Origin of the sequence: Gemmobacter denitrificans (genome assembly GCF_036964905.1) — a bacterium.
Classification (GTDB): Bacteria; Pseudomonadota; Alphaproteobacteria; order Rhodobacterales; family Rhodobacteraceae; genus Gemmobacter; species Gemmobacter denitrificans.
This window is the reverse complement of the sequence record NZ_JBALHR010000002.1, coordinates 492380-508742: the sequence shown is the minus strand read 5'-3', so window position 1 is coordinate 508742 and position 16363 is coordinate 492380. Positions and strand designations below refer to the sequence as shown.

The following is a 16363-nucleotide window of genomic DNA, read 5'->3' as shown; positions in this document are numbered from 1 at the left end:
GGGACACATCGCCCAACAAAATAAGGCGCAAATTCGCCTTTGGTAATCCGTCACGGCCCACCACCCCTTCCTGTATGGCCTGCTGCTTCGCCCCTTTCCCCCGCCGGGCAAGGGCGCTACATCAGATGCAAAGCAGTGCGGAGGGGCAGATCATGGCCGAGGACGGAATCAACAGCTTCATGACCGGACCGGATGAGGCGGGACGGTTTGGCATCTTCGGCGGGCGGTTCGTCTCCGAAACCCTGATGCCGCTGATCCTTGATCTTGAAGAGCGCTATGAATTCGCCAAGACAGACCCGACCTTCTGGGCCGAGATGGACGATCTTTGGAAGCATTATGTCGGCCGCCCCTCGCCTCTCTATTTTGCGCCACGTCTGACCGAGCATCTGGGCGGCGCCAAGGTCTACATGAAGCGCGACGAGTTGAACCATACGGGCGCGCACAAGATCAACAATGTGCTGGGGCAGATCATTCTGGCGCGGCGCATGGGCAAGACCCGGATCATCGCGGAAACCGGGGCCGGCCAGCATGGCGTGGCCACGGCCACGGTTTGCGCCAAGTTCGGGCTGAAATGCGTGGTTTATATGGGCGCGCATGATGTGGAACGGCAGGCCCCGAACGTGTTCCGCATGCGGCTTCTGGGGGCAGAGGTTATCCCGGTCACCAGTGGGCGGGGCACGCTGAAAGATGCTATGAATGATGCGCTGCGTGATTGGGTGACCAATGTGCGCGACACCTTCTATTGCATCGGTACGGTGGCGGGCCCGGCCCCATATCCGGCCATGGTGCGCGACTTCCAGTCGATCATCGGCAAGGAGGTGCGCTGGCAACTGGCCGAGCAGGAAGGCGAAGGCCGTCTGCCCGATACGGTTGTGGCGGCCATTGGCGGCGGGTCGAATGCGATGGGCCTGTTCTATCCCTTCCTTGATGATCCTTCGGTGAACATCGTCGGCGTGGAAGCGGGGGGTAAGGGCGTCGATGACCGGATGCAGCACTGTGCCAGCCTGACCGGCGGGCGCCCCGGCGTGTTGCATGGCAACCGCACCTATCTGCTGCAGGACCCGGACGGCCAGATCCTGGAAGGATTCTCCATCAGTGCGGGGCTTGATTACCCGGGCATCGGGCCGGAACACGCCTGGCTGCACGATACGGGCCGCGCGACCTATGTGTCGATCACCGACGCCGAGGCGCTGGAAGCGTTTCAGCTGTGCTGCAAGTTGGAAGGCATCATCCCCGCGCTGGAACCCAGCCATGCGCTGGCCCATGTGATGAAATTGGCCCCCACCTTGCCGCGTGACCATATCATCGTGATGAACATGTGTGGCCGCGGCGACAAGGACATCTTCACCGTTGCCAAGCATCTTGGCTTTGACATGAAGATCTGAGCGGGTTTGGGCACAATCTGACGTCTCGGCCTGATGCTGGCTCCCCGAAACGGATGGCACGTCCTGTTCAGGGGGGCCTAGCTACAGTCACCGGCTTGCCGAGGCCAGAAGATCCATTATGACTTGAACGGGGTGCCCCCGTCACAATCGCCTGAACAGGAACAGTTGCAGGGGACATGCTTCATCATCTGACCTGCCACGCCTTCGTTGATTTCACGAAATATCGTGCAGTTCACTTTGTAGGAATGCGCCAATTCGGTCAGCATTCCGAACGATTGAGGTTTCGGCAGCAGAGGGGGCTGGCATGATGTCCCTTTCCTTTCACCACGAGCTTGCCGAACTCAGATTTCGCGCGGTTCGCTGGGGCATCGTGCTGCCGCCAAAATGGCTCACCATCCGTGACAGAGAGCCCGCCTCGCCTTTCAGAGAGGAAGTGGTGGCGTTGGTCTGTTCGACCATTGCAGCGTTCTGCTGTGTCATCAGATCAAGCTGCCGAACTGCCTGATTGATTTCAGAGATCGAAACCGCCTGATGTCGTGTGGATGTCGCCATTTCCAGCACGATCCCGCTGATGGATCGGAACAACCCCACGATTTCGCCAAGCACATCATGGGTGGACCCGACCAGTTCCGCGCCACGACGAGTCTGCTGTGCACTGCGGTCGATCAGTTGCTGGATGGTACTGACCGCCTCAGACGACCGCTGCGCCAGTGCCCTGACTTCGGCAGCGACCACGGCAAAGCCGCGGCCCGATTCACCGGCCCGTGCGGCCTCGACCCCCGCGTTCAGCGCCAGAAGATTGGTCTGAAACGCGATTTCGTTAATGACGCCAATGATCTGGCCCATCTCCTGCGCACTGGCGGAAACCTCGTGCATGGCGGAACGCGTTTCATCCGCGATCCCGCTGCTTTTTTCTGCCACGTCGCGCGCGTGATTGGCCATTGCTTCGGCCTCTTTGGCGCGGTTTGCGGAGTCATTGACCGTATTGGTCAGTTGATCCAGAGAAGCTGCCGTCTGTTCCAGACTGGCAGCCTGCTGCTCGGTGCGGCGGGCAAGATCGTCTGCTGCGGCGGCGATTTCCGACGTGCCATTGTCGATCAAGTCAGTCGCGCGGCGCACCCCGGAAATGATCTGAGCGAGCTTTTCGACCGTTTCGTTGAAGCGGGTTCTTTCATCCAGATGTGCATCGACCCGTGCCTCCAGATCGCCCCCGGCCAGACGGGCGAGGGCAGCAGCAATCATGTCAAAGTCCTTTTTCTGTTGTTCCTCGCTCTGGCGCCGGGCCTCTTCCACGCGCTGCAGATAGGCAGTGGTCGCAACTTCCATGTCAAACAGGGCCGCGCGGACCACAACCGACAGATCGCGGGCCAGTTCTGCGCGTGAGCGGGCGCTCCAGGTGCGTTGCTCGCCCACCACTTGCTGTAGAATCTCATCCAGCACGATGCCATAGCCGCCGATGTACCAGCGCGGTTCAAGCCCGATCATCGCGTGGGTATCGCCGACCCGCATGACAGAGGCCGCGTATTCTTCGTCGAACAAGCCCTTCAGGATGCGCCGCCAATGCTGATGCTGGCGGCCGCGTGCCGACTTTACAATGTCTTCATTGGGAAAATGCCGCTGCAGAACGGGAACAGATCTGACCTTCTTGTAAAACCGATCCAGAGCCCGATCCATGGCTGCGTCGATCCGGCGTTCCTGCCTACGCAGTCGTTCCTGCGCATCCGCACCCAGGCCCATGAAATCCAGCCGTTCCTGGATCGAACCGATGACAGGCCGGGTCATTGCCGTTTTCGTCATTACCAGTGTCCTTCTGCCGTGCGAGGGGGCTGCCGCGCTCTATGTGTCCGGCAAACCTTTGCGCACCGGTCCTGAAAATGGGTAAAGCCGACCCCAGATATTGGCTAAAATTGTATCTGACGGGTCAGCGCCGCTGCGCTCTGGATCACATTATCGGCCGGGCGGTGCAGGCGATGACCGTCCGTTGCGCGTCGGTCAATGTCACGCGGATCAAGGCTACCTCCCTTTTGGCAACCTTGGATCCCCCCAAAGACAATTTGAAAATTCCCAAACGCCGACAGACCCTAGATGGTCCAACTTTTCGTCCGCCACAGGGGGCACTTTCGGGAGGAAATCGACAGGATCTAGCTGCCAAATCGCCGGGGCATTCGCGCGCAAGCTGCGCCAAAGTCTTCGACGTGAAGTCATGCTTCGGGCACCGGGCGGCACCGCTTGCATGACAGCCCACTTCCCCGACGATCAGAAATATATTCCGCTCTGGGGTTCAGGAAGCGGCGATCCGGCCATGTTGGGCACGCAGCTTCAGTATGCTTGCCAGCGTTTGGGGATCAACCAGATGGTCAGGCGTCGGCGCTATGGCCACAAGGTTCAGCACCGCCGCCAACCCCTCTGCCTCCTGGCGCACCAGATCAATATGCTGCAAGATCACCCCAGCTTTGCTGACATCCTGCAGCAGCATGGCAACATCCTGATCAAGCCTGGCAATGGCGGAAGCCAACCTGCCCGCCTCTTCCGCGCAGGCCCCAAGCAATCGATGTGCAGACACGGCGATATCCTGCGTGTCGGTCACATCATCGAAGTCGTCTTCTGTGTCGAAGATCATCCCAAGGGCCCCACAACCTTCTCGATACAGATACGCAACTGGTGAGTAGAGAATGGTTTCACCAGGAAATTGTTCATCCCCAGTTTCTGGCCCTGCGCCAGGATTTCCTTGTCCGGTCGCCCGGTGATCAGGATGAAACCGATCCTCTGAGTGGTGCGATTTGTGCGCAGTGCTTCCAGCAATCCGATCCCGGTCATGCCCGGCATGTGATAATCTGACAAGACAAGATGAACGGGTTTGACCGCCAGTTTGCGCAGCGCAAGTGCAGGATCGCTTTCATACTGGACATTCTTGACGCCGATTTCGTCCAAAGCCTGTTCGATCAGGCCACGGCTCACTGTCATGTCGTCCACGACCATCATATGGATCGATTGCTTGAGTGACATTATCTTTCCTTCGCTTGGTAGGGGCCGCCCTTGCCCGAAATCTGCGGCGCCGTCAGATTGTCGCGGATCGGGGTGGCAGTTCGGCGATACCGTGTCACGCCGCCGGGGGTGAGATAGGGATCAAGGGCGCGATCCACACGTTCAGAATGCCCGATATACAGCCACCCTCCTGGGGTGATCCGGTCGGCAAGGCGATGCCACAGGCGCGCACGTGTCTCATTATCGAAATAAATCACGACATTGCGGCAGAAGATGACATCGAAAGAGCCCCCGAAAGGCCAGGGCCCCAGCAAGTTGAGCTGTTCATAGCGGATAAGCCCACGCACTGCGGGCACCACGCGAATGGTTCCGGGACGAGGACCAGCGGCCGAAAAGCGCCGGATCGTTTTTTCCGCCGGCCCTTCAAGCAGCCGTTCATCATAGACCCCTTGCCGCGCCTCTTCGACGACCTGTGCGTCGATATCCGTCGCAAGGATGCGCACATCCGCCTGCGCCGCCTCGGGCCAGTGTTCCAGCAGCGTCATCGCGATGCTGCAGGGTTCTTGCCCGGTTGAACATGCCGCCGACCACAAGCGCACCCGCTGCCCCCGCTTGGACTGCTCGCGCAAGCTGGGCACTAACGCAGCCAGAGCTTCGAAATGATCGGGGCCACGAAAGAAGCTGGTGACATTCGTCGTGATCGCCGAGGTCAGCGCCTCAAGCTCCGGTTCCGCATCAGGGCGGGCCAGCAGCTTGCGATAGGCCGCAAGGTCGGGCAATCCCAACCGATTGATCTCTTTGGCCAATCGCGAAGCGAGCATCCACCGTTTGCCCTCGCTGAGCACGATCCCCGTACGATCATGAACCAGTTGCGACAGAGCGCGGAAATCTTCGTCCGACATTCCGACCAGCGATGTCTCTGCATGGGAATCGCCGGAACGCGTATGCACGGTCATGGAACGATTCCCGAACCCATCGGCAGGATATGGGTCAGTTCCAATGCCCGCAGCATGCGCCCGTCAGGCATGGTCATGATGGCGGAAATGAAATCCTGCGAACCTTCTCCGACCTGCTCAGGCACTGGCTTCACCATATCTGGCGTCACGCTCAGAATATCTGAAACGACCTCGGCCAGCAGGCCCACGATCTGGTTGTTGACGCTGACGATGATCACCACATGCCGCGGCGACGGCGTGGTCTCGCCCAGGCTGAGGCGCGCCGAAAGATCGACAACCGCCACGACCGATCCGCGCAAGTTGATGACCCCCTTGATATGGGGTTCGGCATGCGGGATCACGGTTGTTGGCGTCCAGCCGCGAATTTCGCGGACATAGCCTATGTCGATACAGAAATCCTGTTCACCAAGCCGGAACGCCACCACTTCGCGGCGGCTGCCCTGGATGTCTGCCGATATGCCAAGCATGTGTTCAGCCTTTCATACTGAGCAAGGGCGGTGCATGTTCGCTTCTTGCGCTTCGGACGAGTTCTTCTGGGTCAATGATCAGGGCGACATGCCCGTCGCCCAAGATGGTGGCGGCCGAAATACCGGGAACCGCGTGATAGTTGTCTTCGATGCTCTTGATGACCACCTGCCGTTGGTCGAGGATACGATCCACGGCCAAGGCAGCCCGGGTGCCTGCATCTGTCACGATGATGACCAGCACACCCTGTTCCGGCGGATCACCCAGCCGGGGCAGATCAAAGACCTCGACCAGATCCAGGATCGGAATCAGTTCTCCTCGGTTCAGGACAACCCGGTTGCTACGACCAAGTGCATGTATGGTGGAACTGGCAGGGCTCAGCGTTTCCACGATAGAGGACAGCGGTAGAACCATGGTCTGCCCGCCGAATTCCAGCAGCATTCCCTCCAGAACCGCAAGGGTCAGCGGCAGCGCGATGGTGAAAGTGGTGCCCGCGCCATCAACAGAGGAGATGGAGACCCTACCACCAAGCGCCTGAATTTCGCGGCGCACAACGTCCAGCCCGACACCGCGGCCAGAAATCGCCGACACTTCGGTCTTGGACGAAAATCCTGGCAGGAACAGCAAGGAATCGATGTCTGATGGCCCCAGAACCGCACCTGTCGGGATCAGCCCCTTGCGTTCAGCAATGTCGCGCACACGCGGACGATCAATCCCGCCTCCGTCATCCGCCACCTCGATGATCACACGCCCAGACCGATGGGCAGCAGAGAGGGTGATGGTTCCTTCGACCGGTTTGCCCGCAGCCTGACGCGCTGCCGCAGATTCAAGCCCGTGATCGACCGAATTGCGGATCATATGGGTCAACGGATCGATCAGCCGTTCGATCACCGTTTTGTCGACTTCGGTCGCCTCCCCAACGGTTACGAGCCGGGCCTTTTTGCCAGTTGCCTCGGTAACTTCGCGCAGGATGCGTTCCATCCGCTGAAAAACCGGGCGCAAGGGCTGGGCACGGATTGCCATCACGCTTTCCTGAATCTCGCCCGCAAGTTGCCTGATCCGATCCAGTCCGCTTGCAGCTTCGCTGTTGCTGTCGAGCCCGGCCTTCGCGATGACCTGCGACAGCATCGCCTCCATGATCACCAGCTCACCGATGAGGTTGATAAGCTTGTCAACCCGGGCAAGATTGACCCGAATAGTGGCAACAGCTCCATCTTGCGCGACCGGCGGCGGGGCGGCGGGCGCGCCACGCGCCCCAGCCGCAGCCAACGGTAACGCCAGAATCTCGGCTGTCGGCTGGATTTGGGCAGCCACTCCCGCTTCCTCTACCGCTTCGGCGGGCGATGTCGGTTCTTCTTCTTGGCTCGGCGGTGGCCCAAGGTTGATACGCACCTGGGCGATGTCTTCAACGAATTCGAACACACGTTCGATTTCAGCCGTCTCGATGCAGCCATCAAGTGTGATCCGCCAGCGCAGACCGGGCTGTTCTGGGCTGAAGTCGGCCAGCGGACGCACTTCAGACAGGTCAGCCTCGACCTGCACGGTTCCAAGGCGCGACAGCGCAAGAATCATCCCGGCGGGTTCGTTCCCGGTTACATAGAGTTCGCCCTGCGGCGCAAAATAGATATCGTGTCTTGGGCCATCAGAGACCGAAGGTGCTTCCGCCTCGATCGGATCAAGGGACAGCATCATGGGTTCGAAGGCGAAACTTTCATCCTTGTCGCCATGACCGCCCGCCAGCTGCTCCAGTTCCGTGGCAACACGGGCGGTCAATTCTGCCGGCGGTGGCACACCGTCCCGCGCGGCTGTAACCAGATCGGCCAGAACATCCCCTGCCCGCAGAAGGGTCTGCATCAGGGCATCTTCCATCACCGTCCGGCCCGTGCGCAGACCATCCAGCACCGTCTCATAAAGATGCGCAAAGCCGACAAGATCGTCGAGGCCGAACGCCCCTCCCCCGCCCTTGATCGAATGCACCGCCCGAAAGACCGCGTGGACGGTTTCGATGTCATAGTTGACCGGATCAGCCGCCAACTGGCGCAACCCGTCGGCCAGACGGTCCAGCAGATCCTCGCATTCCTGAAAGAAGCTGACGCGCAGTGTATCGAGACTTGCCATGTCAGACCCCAAGCACGCGATGGATGACACTGATCAGCGCATCTTCATCGAACGGTTTCACGATCCATCCCGTTGCGCCGGAACGACGCGCCCGGGCCTTCAGATCCACGCCACTTTCAGTGGTCAGAACCAACACGGGGGTCGAGGCATGCACCGGGTCGCGGCGAACGCCTTCAATCACACCAAACCCGTCCAGAACCGGCATGTTTATATCGGTGATCACCAGATCGGGGGCGACATCCACCAGCCGCTTGAGCCCGTCGGCCCCATCTTCGGCCAGATGTACCTCAAATCCACCGGCCTGCAGCGCGCGGGCGATCAGGCCGCGCATGGTTGGCGAATCGTCAATGGCAAGAATGCGATGGCTCATGAATGGCTCCTTCCCGGATCTGCGGCCTCGGTCAGCCATGGGGCATCCGGTCGCAGCCCCAGTGTCTTGCAGACGTCCTCCATCCGGGACGACGGAGAGACAAGGCTCACCGGCTGACCATCGGCTTGCCACTGAAGTCCCGCAGAAATCAGCACTTCCACCGCCAGGCCCCCTATCGTTTCAACCGCAGACCCATCGATCTCCAGCGGCTGTCCCCTGTGCGACAGCAACGCCGATGCAAGGCCACGGGCAGCCGTCGTGTCGAGCTTGCGCTCCAGTTTGAAAACATGATTGCCCGGCATTGGGCCTAGCCCCCCTGTCGCATCGATCTGTCCTGGCGGCCGGAACCGGGAATGGTCCGGGCCAGGTCAGCCCAAATTCTCATTGGACGCTAAATCGCGAATGTTAAGGACTGGTTGCCCGATCAGAAGAGAGTTCGAACGCTTTTGATCGAAAGCAGCGCGTTGGTTGAAAGGGTTCGTTTACGGCTGCAAGTCTAGCCTGTCTGGCAGAGGTCAAATTCATGACCTTGGAATGCCGGAGCCTCGCGTGTCCCAAGATACCGCAAGAAACCAGATCGCGATAGTGGTTGACCCCGATTCCCTGCGGCTGCGCCGCGTGGCCGGGGCGCTGGCACCGTTACGGGTGATCGGAGCCATGTCGCTGTTTGAAGCCTTCAGTCTGGTCGAGGAAGCCCAACCCGTCAGTCTCGCCATTTCTGACACCGCTGCGGCCGAACCGGGATTCGACATGTTCCTGCGCCTTATCAAGGCTATCGGTGCCCGCTGGGTTGTCTACGGCGCCCAACCACCGGCGCAGCTGCCCCCCAATACCGCCTGGGTGGATTTTGGGCGCGACGACAATCCTGCAGTCGTGGCCGATGTTCTGGCGGGACGGACCCGGCCGAAACCTCCGCCCAGCACAACCGCACACAAACCCGAACTGATCCTGATCGGCGCATCGACGGGCGGGATCGCTGCGATCGAGACGGTTCTGTCGCAATTCACCACCGAATGCCCGCCGACCCTGATCGTTCAGCATATCAGGCCGAATTTTCTGGATGGTCTGCTTGACCGACTGAACCGCTGCTGCACACCCCATGTCGTGGCGGCACAGGACAATGCGATACCGACACGGGGCACAGTTCATATCGCGGCAACCGCTGATTGCCACTTGGTGTTGACAGGAACCGCCCGGCCACGGATGGCCATTGTTCCGGCCCCTGCAACCTGCCCACACCGGCCTTCGGTGGATGCGTTGTTTCAATCGGCTGCCGCCTTTGGCCCAAAGGTCGCGGCGGCCCTGCTTACCGGAATGGGTGCTGACGGTGCCCGGGGGCTCGGCGAAATTCGTGCGGCAGGTGGCTTTACCATCGCCCAGAACCGCGAAACCTGCACGGTTTACGGCATGCCGCGAATCGCCGCCGAAATGGGCGCGGCCTCTGCCATTCTTCCGCTGGACCGTATCGGTGCAGCCCTTCTGGCCGGTGCCGCACAATCGGTTCCCGCCCAGGCAAGCTTGCGGGGCCCAAGATGACCGAACAGCGCACCCTTCATGTCATCCAGGGGGAACAGGCGATCTCCGATTCGCAGGATGTGATGATCACGACAGTACTGGGATCATGCGTTGCCGCCTGCATGTACGATCCGCAGCGCCAGATCGGCGGCATGAACCACTTTCTGCTGGCCGATGATACCGGCGCACGCGAGGGGGATATGCGTTTTGCATCGGCCTCGATGGAGCGTCTGGTGAACGGCTTGTTGAAACAAGGGGCACAACGGTCTCGGCTACAGGCCAAGATTTTCGGCGGTGCCCGCATGATGGCCGGGCTTCCGGATATTGGCCGCCGCAACGGCGAGGCAGCCATTGCCTTTCTGGCGGGCGAGCGGATTCCCTGCATTTCCATGAGTCTGGGTGGCAATTCTGCCCGGCGGATCCGGTTCTGGCCCGCAACCGGCAGGGCCCAGCAACTTCTGCTGCCCGAACAAACCAAGGATCCTGTTGTTCCCGTGGCGCCGCGTACCGGCGCTATCGAGCTTTTCTGAAAATGGCCGGCGTGACCTATCCCCGGAGGCAAGAATGAACGTCTTCAATCGTCTCAGCATCAGCGCCCGCTTCACGGCAATGATTTCTGTCATCCTGATCATTGCCTGCACAGGGCTGACCGTATTGTCCAAACAACAGCAGGATGCGCTGATCAATGAACATGCAAGGGATCGGATTTCCTCAGGACTCAGCCTGCTGGAAAGCCAGATCCGGGAACATACCCGCGTCGTCTATGCCGAAAAACCGGAAGAAGGCTATGTGACCAACCTGCGTTGGAACGGAAATCCACTGCTGATCAGCAGCGAAAAGATCGATGACATGCACAAGGGCAGCCATGCCGATCTGACCCTGATGGTGCGTGACCCCAAGACCGGGAATTTTCGCTACCAGATCACCAGCATGAGGAATGAAAAGGGCAAGCGTGCGATTGGCACAATTCTTGAACCTGAAAGCCCTGCCCATGCCGCCTTGATCGCCGGTGTCAGGTATGAGGGGGAGATCATGCTGATGGGGCGGGCCTATATGGCTGCATTCGAGCCGATCCGCGCGGCGGACGGCACAGTGCTTGGTGCCCTCTTCGCCGGGTTCCAGACCGAATCCCTGCAAGCCAAAATGTGGGAGAGCCTGATGATCAAGCTTGGCGGGGCCTTGGCGCTGCTGATGGTTGGTATTGGCGCATCGGCCCTGCTGGTCCGGCGCATGACCCGCCCTATCCTCGACATCAGTGCAGCTGTCGACAATCTTGCCATGCGGGACTATTCCGTCACCGTGCCCGGACTGACGGCCACCGATGAAATCGGTCGTCTTGCCCGGGCTGTGGAAACGCTGCGAACTCAATTGGGCGAGGCCGCGCATATCGCAGAGCTTGCCTCCGAAGCTGAGGCCGCGCGCGAAGAGAAACGGCATGAACAAGCGCGCGTCGTTTCCGAACTCGAAGCCGCCTTGCAGCGTCTGGCCGATGGCACCTTGTGCGAACCGATCGACAGCCCGGCACATTCCCCCTTCCCCGCCGATTATGAAACACTTCGGCTCAGCTACAACCTGGCGCTCGACCGGATCGGCGGTGTGTTGGCCAATGTGGCGGCCATTGCGCAAGGGTTGCGCGACAGTTCGCAAGAAATCGCGGGGGCCAGCCGCGAACTTTCTGCGCGCGCCGAAACCCAGGCGGCGACGTTGGAACAATCGGCTGCAGCCTTGAACGAATTGACCGCCAGCGTTGGCTCGACTGCCGAACGGGCGGGCGAAGCCGAAAGTGCAAGCGTGGAAAACCGCGACGGGGCGGAAAGCGGGGCGGGAATCGTGCGTCGGGCGGTAGATGCCATGCAGGGGATCGAGCGCAGCTCGGGCCAGATCACCCGGATCATCGGTGTCATTGATGACATCGCCTTCCAGACCAATCTGCTCGCATTGAACGCCGGGGTCGAAGCGGCACGCGCGGGCGAGGCCGGTCGTGGATTTGCCGTGGTTGCCTCCGAAGTGCGGGTTCTTGCCCGCAGGGCATCTGAATCAGCCAAGGAAATCAAGACCCTGATTTCCGACAGTTCCCAGCAGGTGGAAGCCGGATCGGAATTGGTTCGTGCGGCAGGCGACAGTCTGGATGACATCGTCAAGCGCGCCAAGGAAGCCTCAAGCATCATTGCGGAAATTGCGGTCGCCGCCACAGAACAGGCGGGTGGTATCAACGAGTTGAACACCGGTATCAGCCAGCTGGATCAGGTGACCCAGCAAAACAGCGCCATGGCTGAAGAAACCCATGCCGCCGCCAGCACATTGTTGAAACGGGCCGAGGAACTGATCATCGCAATGGCGGAATTCCGGCTACCGGCAGTCGCGCGTCGCGAGGTCGAAATGCCCAGAAATGTCACTCCGCTGGTGCCGATCGAATCCCGTGTGATCGACTGGAGCGCGGCAGTGGGCGAAGCCGTCGGCCGCAGACGCAGCGCAGCCGCAACTGTCGGAGACAGCGCCTGGCATGAATTCTGATCCCCCGGGTGATAGCGGCAGATCCGGCATCCAGGAACTGAATAGCGGCCTTGATCGATCGACCAACGCCTTGAAAAGGGCAGGCCCGAAATGAAGATAGCCACCGCCAGATTTGGCGGTGGCTATGTTTTCAGTCACTTACCCCGCAAGGCACAGAAGTTGCTGCGTCAAAGGGGGAAACGGCACCGGATGTGATCAGCTGCAGCCGCTGGTGCCGCCGCAGGTATTGCACTTCATGCAGGTGCCATTCCGCACAAGGGTGTAATTGCCACATTCGCCGCAAGGATCGCCTTCATAGCCCTGCATCTTCGCCTTAGTGCGGGCGTCCATCGACACCGAACCGGTGGACAGCGCGGTGGCCCCCATCGTCCCGGTGGCAAGCCCGGTTTCCGGCAGCACCATCGACAGGGACACAGTGTCACCCGAAAGCGCAGTGCCGCCCATTCCGCCCTGCAGAACCACCAGATCCTTGGGCAGGCGCTTGCGCAGATAGCCGGTCGAGGAAATCTGGCGCAGCACTTCCAAGGATTTGGAGGCGGCCGTTTCGCTGACCGGTTCCACATTGCTGTCGCGCTTGCCTTCGGTCACCCCGCCGCCCAGTTCATCGAAGCTGGCGCCCTTGGGGGCGACATGCGCCAGATCAGTGCGATCCAGGTAGCTGACCGCCAGTTCGCGGAACACATAGTCAAGAATGGAGGTCGCATTCTTGATGCTGTCATTGCCCTGCACCATGCCCGCCGGTTCGAACTTGGTGAAGGTGAAGGCATCGACAAATTCTTCCAACGGCACGCCATATTGCAGGCCAACCGACACCGCGATGGCGAAGTTGTTCATCATCGCCCGGAAGCCCGCGCCTTCCTTGTGCATGTCGATGAAGATTTCGCCCAGCGACCCGTCACCATATTCGCCCGTGCGCAGATAGACCTTGTGGCCGCCCACGACCGCCTTCTGGGTATAGCCCTTGCGACGCTCGGGCAGCTTTTCGCGGTGGCTACGGACGATTTCCTTCACAATCACCTTTTCGATGATCTTTTCAGCCAGAACCACGGCCTTTTCCTGCTGGCTGCCATTGATCAGCGCCTCTTCGGCCTCTTCGTCATCCTCGACCAGAGCAGATGCCAGCGGTTGCGACAGTTTCGATCCGTCGCGATACAGCGCATTGGCCTTGATGCCCAGCGAATGCGACAGTTCATAGGCCGCCAGTGTTTCGCCGATGCTGGCGCTGTTAGGCATGTTGATGGTCTTGGAAATCGCACCCGAAATGAAGCTTTGCGCCGCCGCCATCATGGTGATGTGGCTTTCCACCGACAGATAGCGTTTGCCGGTCTTGCCGCAGGGATTGGCGCAATCGAACACGCTGTAATGTTCGCGCTTTAGGAACGGGGCCCCTTCCAGCGTCATGGTGCCGCAGACATGATCATTGGCGGCATCGATCTGGGCCTTGGTGAATCCCAGATGGCGCAGCAGATCGAATGTCGGATCGGCCAGCTTGTCTGCCGGAATGCCCAGTGTGCCCTTGCAGAAATCCTCGCCCAGCGTCCACTGGTTGAAGACAAACCGGATGTCAAAGGCCGAAGGCAGCGCGGCCTCGATCTTTTCGATCTCGCGCGGGCCGAACCCATGGCCGATCAGCGCGGTATGGTTGATGCCCGGGCAATTGCCGATGGTGCCGTGGCCCACTGCATAGGCGACGATTTCCGCCACCTGGCCTGTGGAATAGCCCAGCTTTTCCAGCGCCGCCGGAACCGATTGGTTGATGATCTTGAAATAACCGCCGCCCGCCAGTTTCTTGAACTTCACCAGCGCGAAATCGGGTTCGATCCCGGTGGTATCACAATCCATCACCAGGCCGATGGTGCCGGTCGGGGCGATCACCGTGGTCTGGGCATTGCGGAAGCCGTGCACTTCCCCCAGGGCCAGCGCCTCGTCCCAGGCGCCGCGCGCCATGGTCACCAGTTCGGCATCCGGGCAATTGGCGACATCGAGCGCGACAGGGTTCACATTCAGCGCCTCATAGCCGTTGGTATGGCCATAGGCCGCGCGGCGATGGTTGCGCATCACGCGCAGCATGTGATCAGCGTTGCGCTGATACCCCGCGAAGGGCCCCAGTTCTGCCGCGATTTCGGCGCTGGTCGCATAGGTGACGCCGGTCATCAGCGCCGTCAGCGCACCACACAGCGCCCGGCCCTCGGCACTGTCATAGCCCAAACCCATATTCATCAGCAGGCCGCCGATATTGGCATAGCCCAGGCCCAACGTGCGGAAATCATAGGACAGTTGCGCGATTTCCTTGCTGGGGAATTGCGCCATCATCACGCTGATCTCCAGCGTCAGGGTCCAGAGCCGGGTGGCATGGATATAGGCCGCCGCGTCAAACCGGCCGCCGTGATAGAAGGTCAGCAGGTTCATCGAGGCCAGATTGCAGGCCGTATCATCAAGGAACATGTATTCCGAACAGGGGTTCGATCCACGGATCGGCCCGTCTTCGGGGCAGGTATGCCAGGCGTTTACCGTATCATGGAACTGAATGCCCGGATCGGCGCAGGCCCAGGCGGCATGGCCGATCTGATCCCACAGATCGCGCGCCTTCACCGTCTTGGCCACCTTGCCATCGGTGCGGCGGATCAGCGCCCAGTCGGCATCCTCTTTCACCGCTTTCAGGAAGGCGTCGGTCACGCGGACCGAATTGTTCGAATTCTGGCCCGACACCGAAATATAGGCCTCGGAATCCCAATCGGTGTCATAGGTCGGGAATTCGATACTGTCGAAACCCTGCCGCGCATATTGCAGCACGCGGTTGATATAGGTTTCGGGGATCATCGCCTTCTTGGCGGCGCGGATCGCGGATTTCAGCGCGTCATTCCTGGTGGCATCTGCCGCATCGGCAGCCAGACCATCCCAAGCGCGGATGGCGGCAAAGATCGCATTCAGATGCTGTTCATGCATCTTGGAGCCGGCGACCAGACTTGCCACCTTCTGCTCTTCGATCACTTTCCAGTTGATGAAAGCCTCGATATCGGGGTGATCCATGTCGCAGATCACCATCTTGGCGGCGCGGCGCGTGGTACCGCCCGATTTGATCGCCCCTGCCGCACGGTCGCCGATCTTCAGAAAGCCCATCAGGCCACTGGACTTGCCACCGCCCGACAATTTCTCGCCCTCACCGCGCAAGGAGGAGAAGTTGGTGCCGGTGCCCGAGCCGTATTTGAACAGCCGCGCCTCGCGGACCCAGAGGTCCATGATGCCGCCTTCATTCACCAGATCGTCCTTCACCGACTGGATGAAACAGGCATGGGGCTGCGGATGTTCATAGGCGCTGTCGGATTGCGTCAGCTTGCCGGTCTTGTAATCGACGTAGAAATGCCCCTGCCCCGGGCCATCAATGCCATAGGCCCAATGCAGGCCGGTATTGAACCATTGCGGGCTGTTGGGCGCCGCCATCTGGCGGGCCAGCATGTAACGCATTTCATCGTAATAGGCGCGCGCATCGCCTTCGGTGCTGAAATAGCCGCCCTTCCAGCCCCAATAGGCCCAGGCCCCGGCCAGACGATCGAACACCTGCTTGGCGCTGGTTTCGCCCACGATACGCTCATCGGCGGGCAGTTCGGCCAGCGCCGCATCATCCGCGACCGAGCGCCACAGGAATTCGGGTACGCCCTTTTCCTTCACGCGCTTGAGCCGCGCGGGCACCCCGGCCTTGCGGAAATACTTTTGCGCCAGAACGTCACTGGCGACCTGGCTCCAGCCTTCGGGAACCTCGACCGCCTCGTTACGGAAGACGACCTTGCCGTCGGGATTGCGAATTTCGGATGTGGTGGTGGCGAAGGTCATGGCGCCATAGGCACCGGTCGCCTCGGTGGTAAACTTCCGCTCGATCTTCATCTGCCCCATCGTCCTTTGTCACTGGGCACGGTTTTTTGCCGCACCATGAATGCCGTCTCGTCTCGCGCCAACCAGCGACAACAGCGCGCACAAAACTCCGTTCCCGCCCCAAACAAGGCGGGTTGCACGACAGGATCGTGCCCGGTTCACTGCTGCGGTCGCTGCTCCTGCAG

14 protein-coding genes are annotated in these 16363 nt (G+C 60.5%); 5 read left to right on the top strand and 9 right to left on the bottom strand.

Going from position 1 to position 16363, the window contains the following annotated elements:
- Positions 1-152: 152 nt before the first annotated feature.
- Positions 153-1385 carry a tryptophan synthase subunit beta gene (gene trpB, locus V6590_RS05645; RefSeq protein WP_335420779.1) on the top strand — a complete coding sequence of 411 codons (1233 nt, stop codon included), beginning with the start codon at positions 153-155 and terminating at the stop codon, positions 1383-1385.
- 321 nt (positions 1386-1706) lie between these two features.
- Here trpB and V6590_RS05640 read toward each other — a convergent pair whose 3' ends face one another.
- Entirely contained in the window at positions 1707-3182 is a 1476-nt protein-coding gene (locus V6590_RS05640; RefSeq protein WP_335420778.1) for a methyl-accepting chemotaxis protein, read from the bottom strand.
- Positions 3183-3259: 77 nt separating this feature from the next.
- On the opposite strand from V6590_RS05640, the gene V6590_RS05635 reads away from it, so the two are divergent.
- On the top strand, positions 3260-3622 hold the full coding sequence (locus V6590_RS05635) for a hypothetical protein (protein WP_335420776.1): 363 nt from the start codon (positions 3260-3262) through the stop codon (positions 3620-3622).
- A 44-nt stretch (positions 3623-3666) separates the two neighbouring features.
- Here V6590_RS05635 and V6590_RS05630 read toward each other — a convergent pair whose 3' ends face one another.
- Genes V6590_RS05630 through V6590_RS05600 form a run of 7 tightly spaced genes read right to left on the bottom strand, consistent with a single transcriptional unit; the run spans position 3667 to position 8581 of the window.
- Positions 3667-4005, bottom strand: coding sequence for a DUF8776 family protein (locus V6590_RS05630; RefSeq protein ID WP_335420774.1), 339 nt, complete (start codon positions 4003-4005; stop codon positions 3667-3669).
- The gene (locus V6590_RS05625) at positions 4002-4391 is read right to left on the bottom strand and encodes a response regulator (protein ID WP_335420772.1); all 390 of its coding nucleotides are present in this window, start codon (positions 4389-4391) and stop codon (positions 4002-4004) included. The genes V6590_RS05630 and V6590_RS05625 overlap by 4 nt, the downstream gene beginning before the upstream one ends.
- The gene (locus V6590_RS05620) at positions 4391-5326 is read right to left on the bottom strand and encodes a CheR family methyltransferase (protein ID WP_335420770.1); all 936 of its coding nucleotides are present in this window, start codon (positions 5324-5326) and stop codon (positions 4391-4393) included. The genes V6590_RS05625 and V6590_RS05620 overlap by 1 nt, the downstream gene beginning before the upstream one ends.
- Positions 5323-5793: a chemotaxis protein CheW gene (locus V6590_RS05615; protein ID WP_335420768.1), complete on the bottom strand. Its 471-nt coding sequence runs from the start codon at positions 5791-5793 to the stop codon at positions 5323-5325. The genes V6590_RS05620 and V6590_RS05615 overlap by 4 nt, the downstream gene beginning before the upstream one ends.
- 4 nt (positions 5794-5797) lie before the next feature.
- On the bottom strand, positions 5798-7909 hold the full coding sequence (locus V6590_RS05610) for a chemotaxis protein CheA (protein ID WP_335420766.1): 2112 nt from the start codon (positions 7907-7909) through the stop codon (positions 5798-5800).
- A 1-nt stretch (position 7910) separates the two neighbouring features.
- Positions 7911-8279, bottom strand: coding sequence for a response regulator (locus V6590_RS05605; RefSeq protein WP_335420764.1), 369 nt, complete (start codon positions 8277-8279; stop codon positions 7911-7913).
- Complete coding sequence (locus tag V6590_RS05600; RefSeq protein WP_335420762.1) at positions 8276-8581, bottom strand: STAS domain-containing protein; 306 nt, start codon at positions 8579-8581, stop codon at positions 8276-8278. Before V6590_RS05600 ends, V6590_RS05605 begins: the two co-directional genes overlap by 4 nt.
- Positions 8582-8828: 247 nt before the next feature.
- On the opposite strand from V6590_RS05600, the gene V6590_RS05595 reads away from it, so the two are divergent.
- The 3 genes from V6590_RS05595 to V6590_RS05585 are packed head-to-tail and all read left to right on the top strand — an operon-like array spanning position 8829 to position 12308.
- Positions 8829-9815, top strand: coding sequence for a CheB methylesterase domain-containing protein (locus tag V6590_RS05595; protein WP_335420760.1), 987 nt, complete (start codon positions 8829-8831; stop codon positions 9813-9815).
- The gene (locus V6590_RS05590) at positions 9812-10324 is read left to right on the top strand and encodes a chemotaxis protein CheD (RefSeq protein WP_335420758.1); all 513 of its coding nucleotides are present in this window, start codon (positions 9812-9814) and stop codon (positions 10322-10324) included. The genes V6590_RS05595 and V6590_RS05590 overlap by 4 nt, the downstream gene beginning before the upstream one ends.
- A gap of 34 nt (positions 10325-10358) precedes the next feature.
- Positions 10359-12308 carry a methyl-accepting chemotaxis protein gene (locus V6590_RS05585; RefSeq protein ID WP_335420757.1) on the top strand — a complete coding sequence of 650 codons (1950 nt, stop codon included), beginning with the start codon at positions 10359-10361 and terminating at the stop codon, positions 12306-12308.
- A 195-nt stretch (positions 12309-12503) separates the two neighbouring features.
- Here the strand turns inward: V6590_RS05585 and V6590_RS05580 are convergent, their stop codons facing one another.
- Positions 12504-16190, bottom strand: coding sequence for a vitamin B12-dependent ribonucleotide reductase (locus V6590_RS05580; protein WP_335420756.1), 3687 nt, complete (start codon positions 16188-16190; stop codon positions 12504-12506).
- Positions 16191-16363 lie beyond the last annotated feature (173 nt).

Bases quoted from the DNA above. Each gene is read 5' to 3' on its own strand.
- V6590_RS05640 (WP_335420778.1), bottom strand. From the start codon at position 3,182: ATGACGAAAACGGCAATGACCCGGCCTGTCATCGGTTCGATCCAGGAA.
- V6590_RS05635 (WP_335420776.1), top strand. From the start codon at position 3,260: ATGGGTAAAGCCGACCCCAGATATTGGCTAAAATTGTATCTGACGGGT.
- V6590_RS05600 (WP_335420762.1), bottom strand. From the start codon at position 8,581: ATGCCGGGCAATCATGTTTTCAAACTGGAGCGCAAGCTCGACACGACG.
- V6590_RS05585 (WP_335420757.1), top strand. From the start codon at position 10,359: ATGAACGTCTTCAATCGTCTCAGCATCAGCGCCCGCTTCACGGCAATG.
- V6590_RS05580 (WP_335420756.1), bottom strand. From the start codon at position 16,190: ATGAAGATCGAGCGGAAGTTTACCACCGAGGCGACCGGTGCCTATGGC.
- trpB (WP_335420779.1), top strand. From the start codon at position 153: ATGGCCGAGGACGGAATCAACAGCTTCATGACCGGACCGGATGAGGCG.
- V6590_RS05590 (WP_335420758.1), top strand. From the start codon at position 9,812: ATGACCGAACAGCGCACCCTTCATGTCATCCAGGGGGAACAGGCGATC.
- V6590_RS05605 (WP_335420764.1), bottom strand. From the start codon at position 8,279: ATGAGCCATCGCATTCTTGCCATTGACGATTCGCCAACCATGCGCGGC.
- V6590_RS05625 (WP_335420772.1), bottom strand. From the start codon at position 4,391: ATGTCACTCAAGCAATCGATCCATATGATGGTCGTGGACGACATGACA.
- V6590_RS05615 (WP_335420768.1), bottom strand. From the start codon at position 5,793: ATGCTTGGCATATCGGCAGACATCCAGGGCAGCCGCCGCGAAGTGGTG.
- V6590_RS05610 (WP_335420766.1), bottom strand. From the start codon at position 7,909: ATGGCAAGTCTCGATACACTGCGCGTCAGCTTCTTTCAGGAATGCGAG.
- V6590_RS05630 (WP_335420774.1), bottom strand. From the start codon at position 4,005: ATGATCTTCGACACAGAAGACGACTTCGATGATGTGACCGACACGCAG.
- V6590_RS05620 (WP_335420770.1), bottom strand. From the start codon at position 5,326: ATGACCGTGCATACGCGTTCCGGCGATTCCCATGCAGAGACATCGCTG.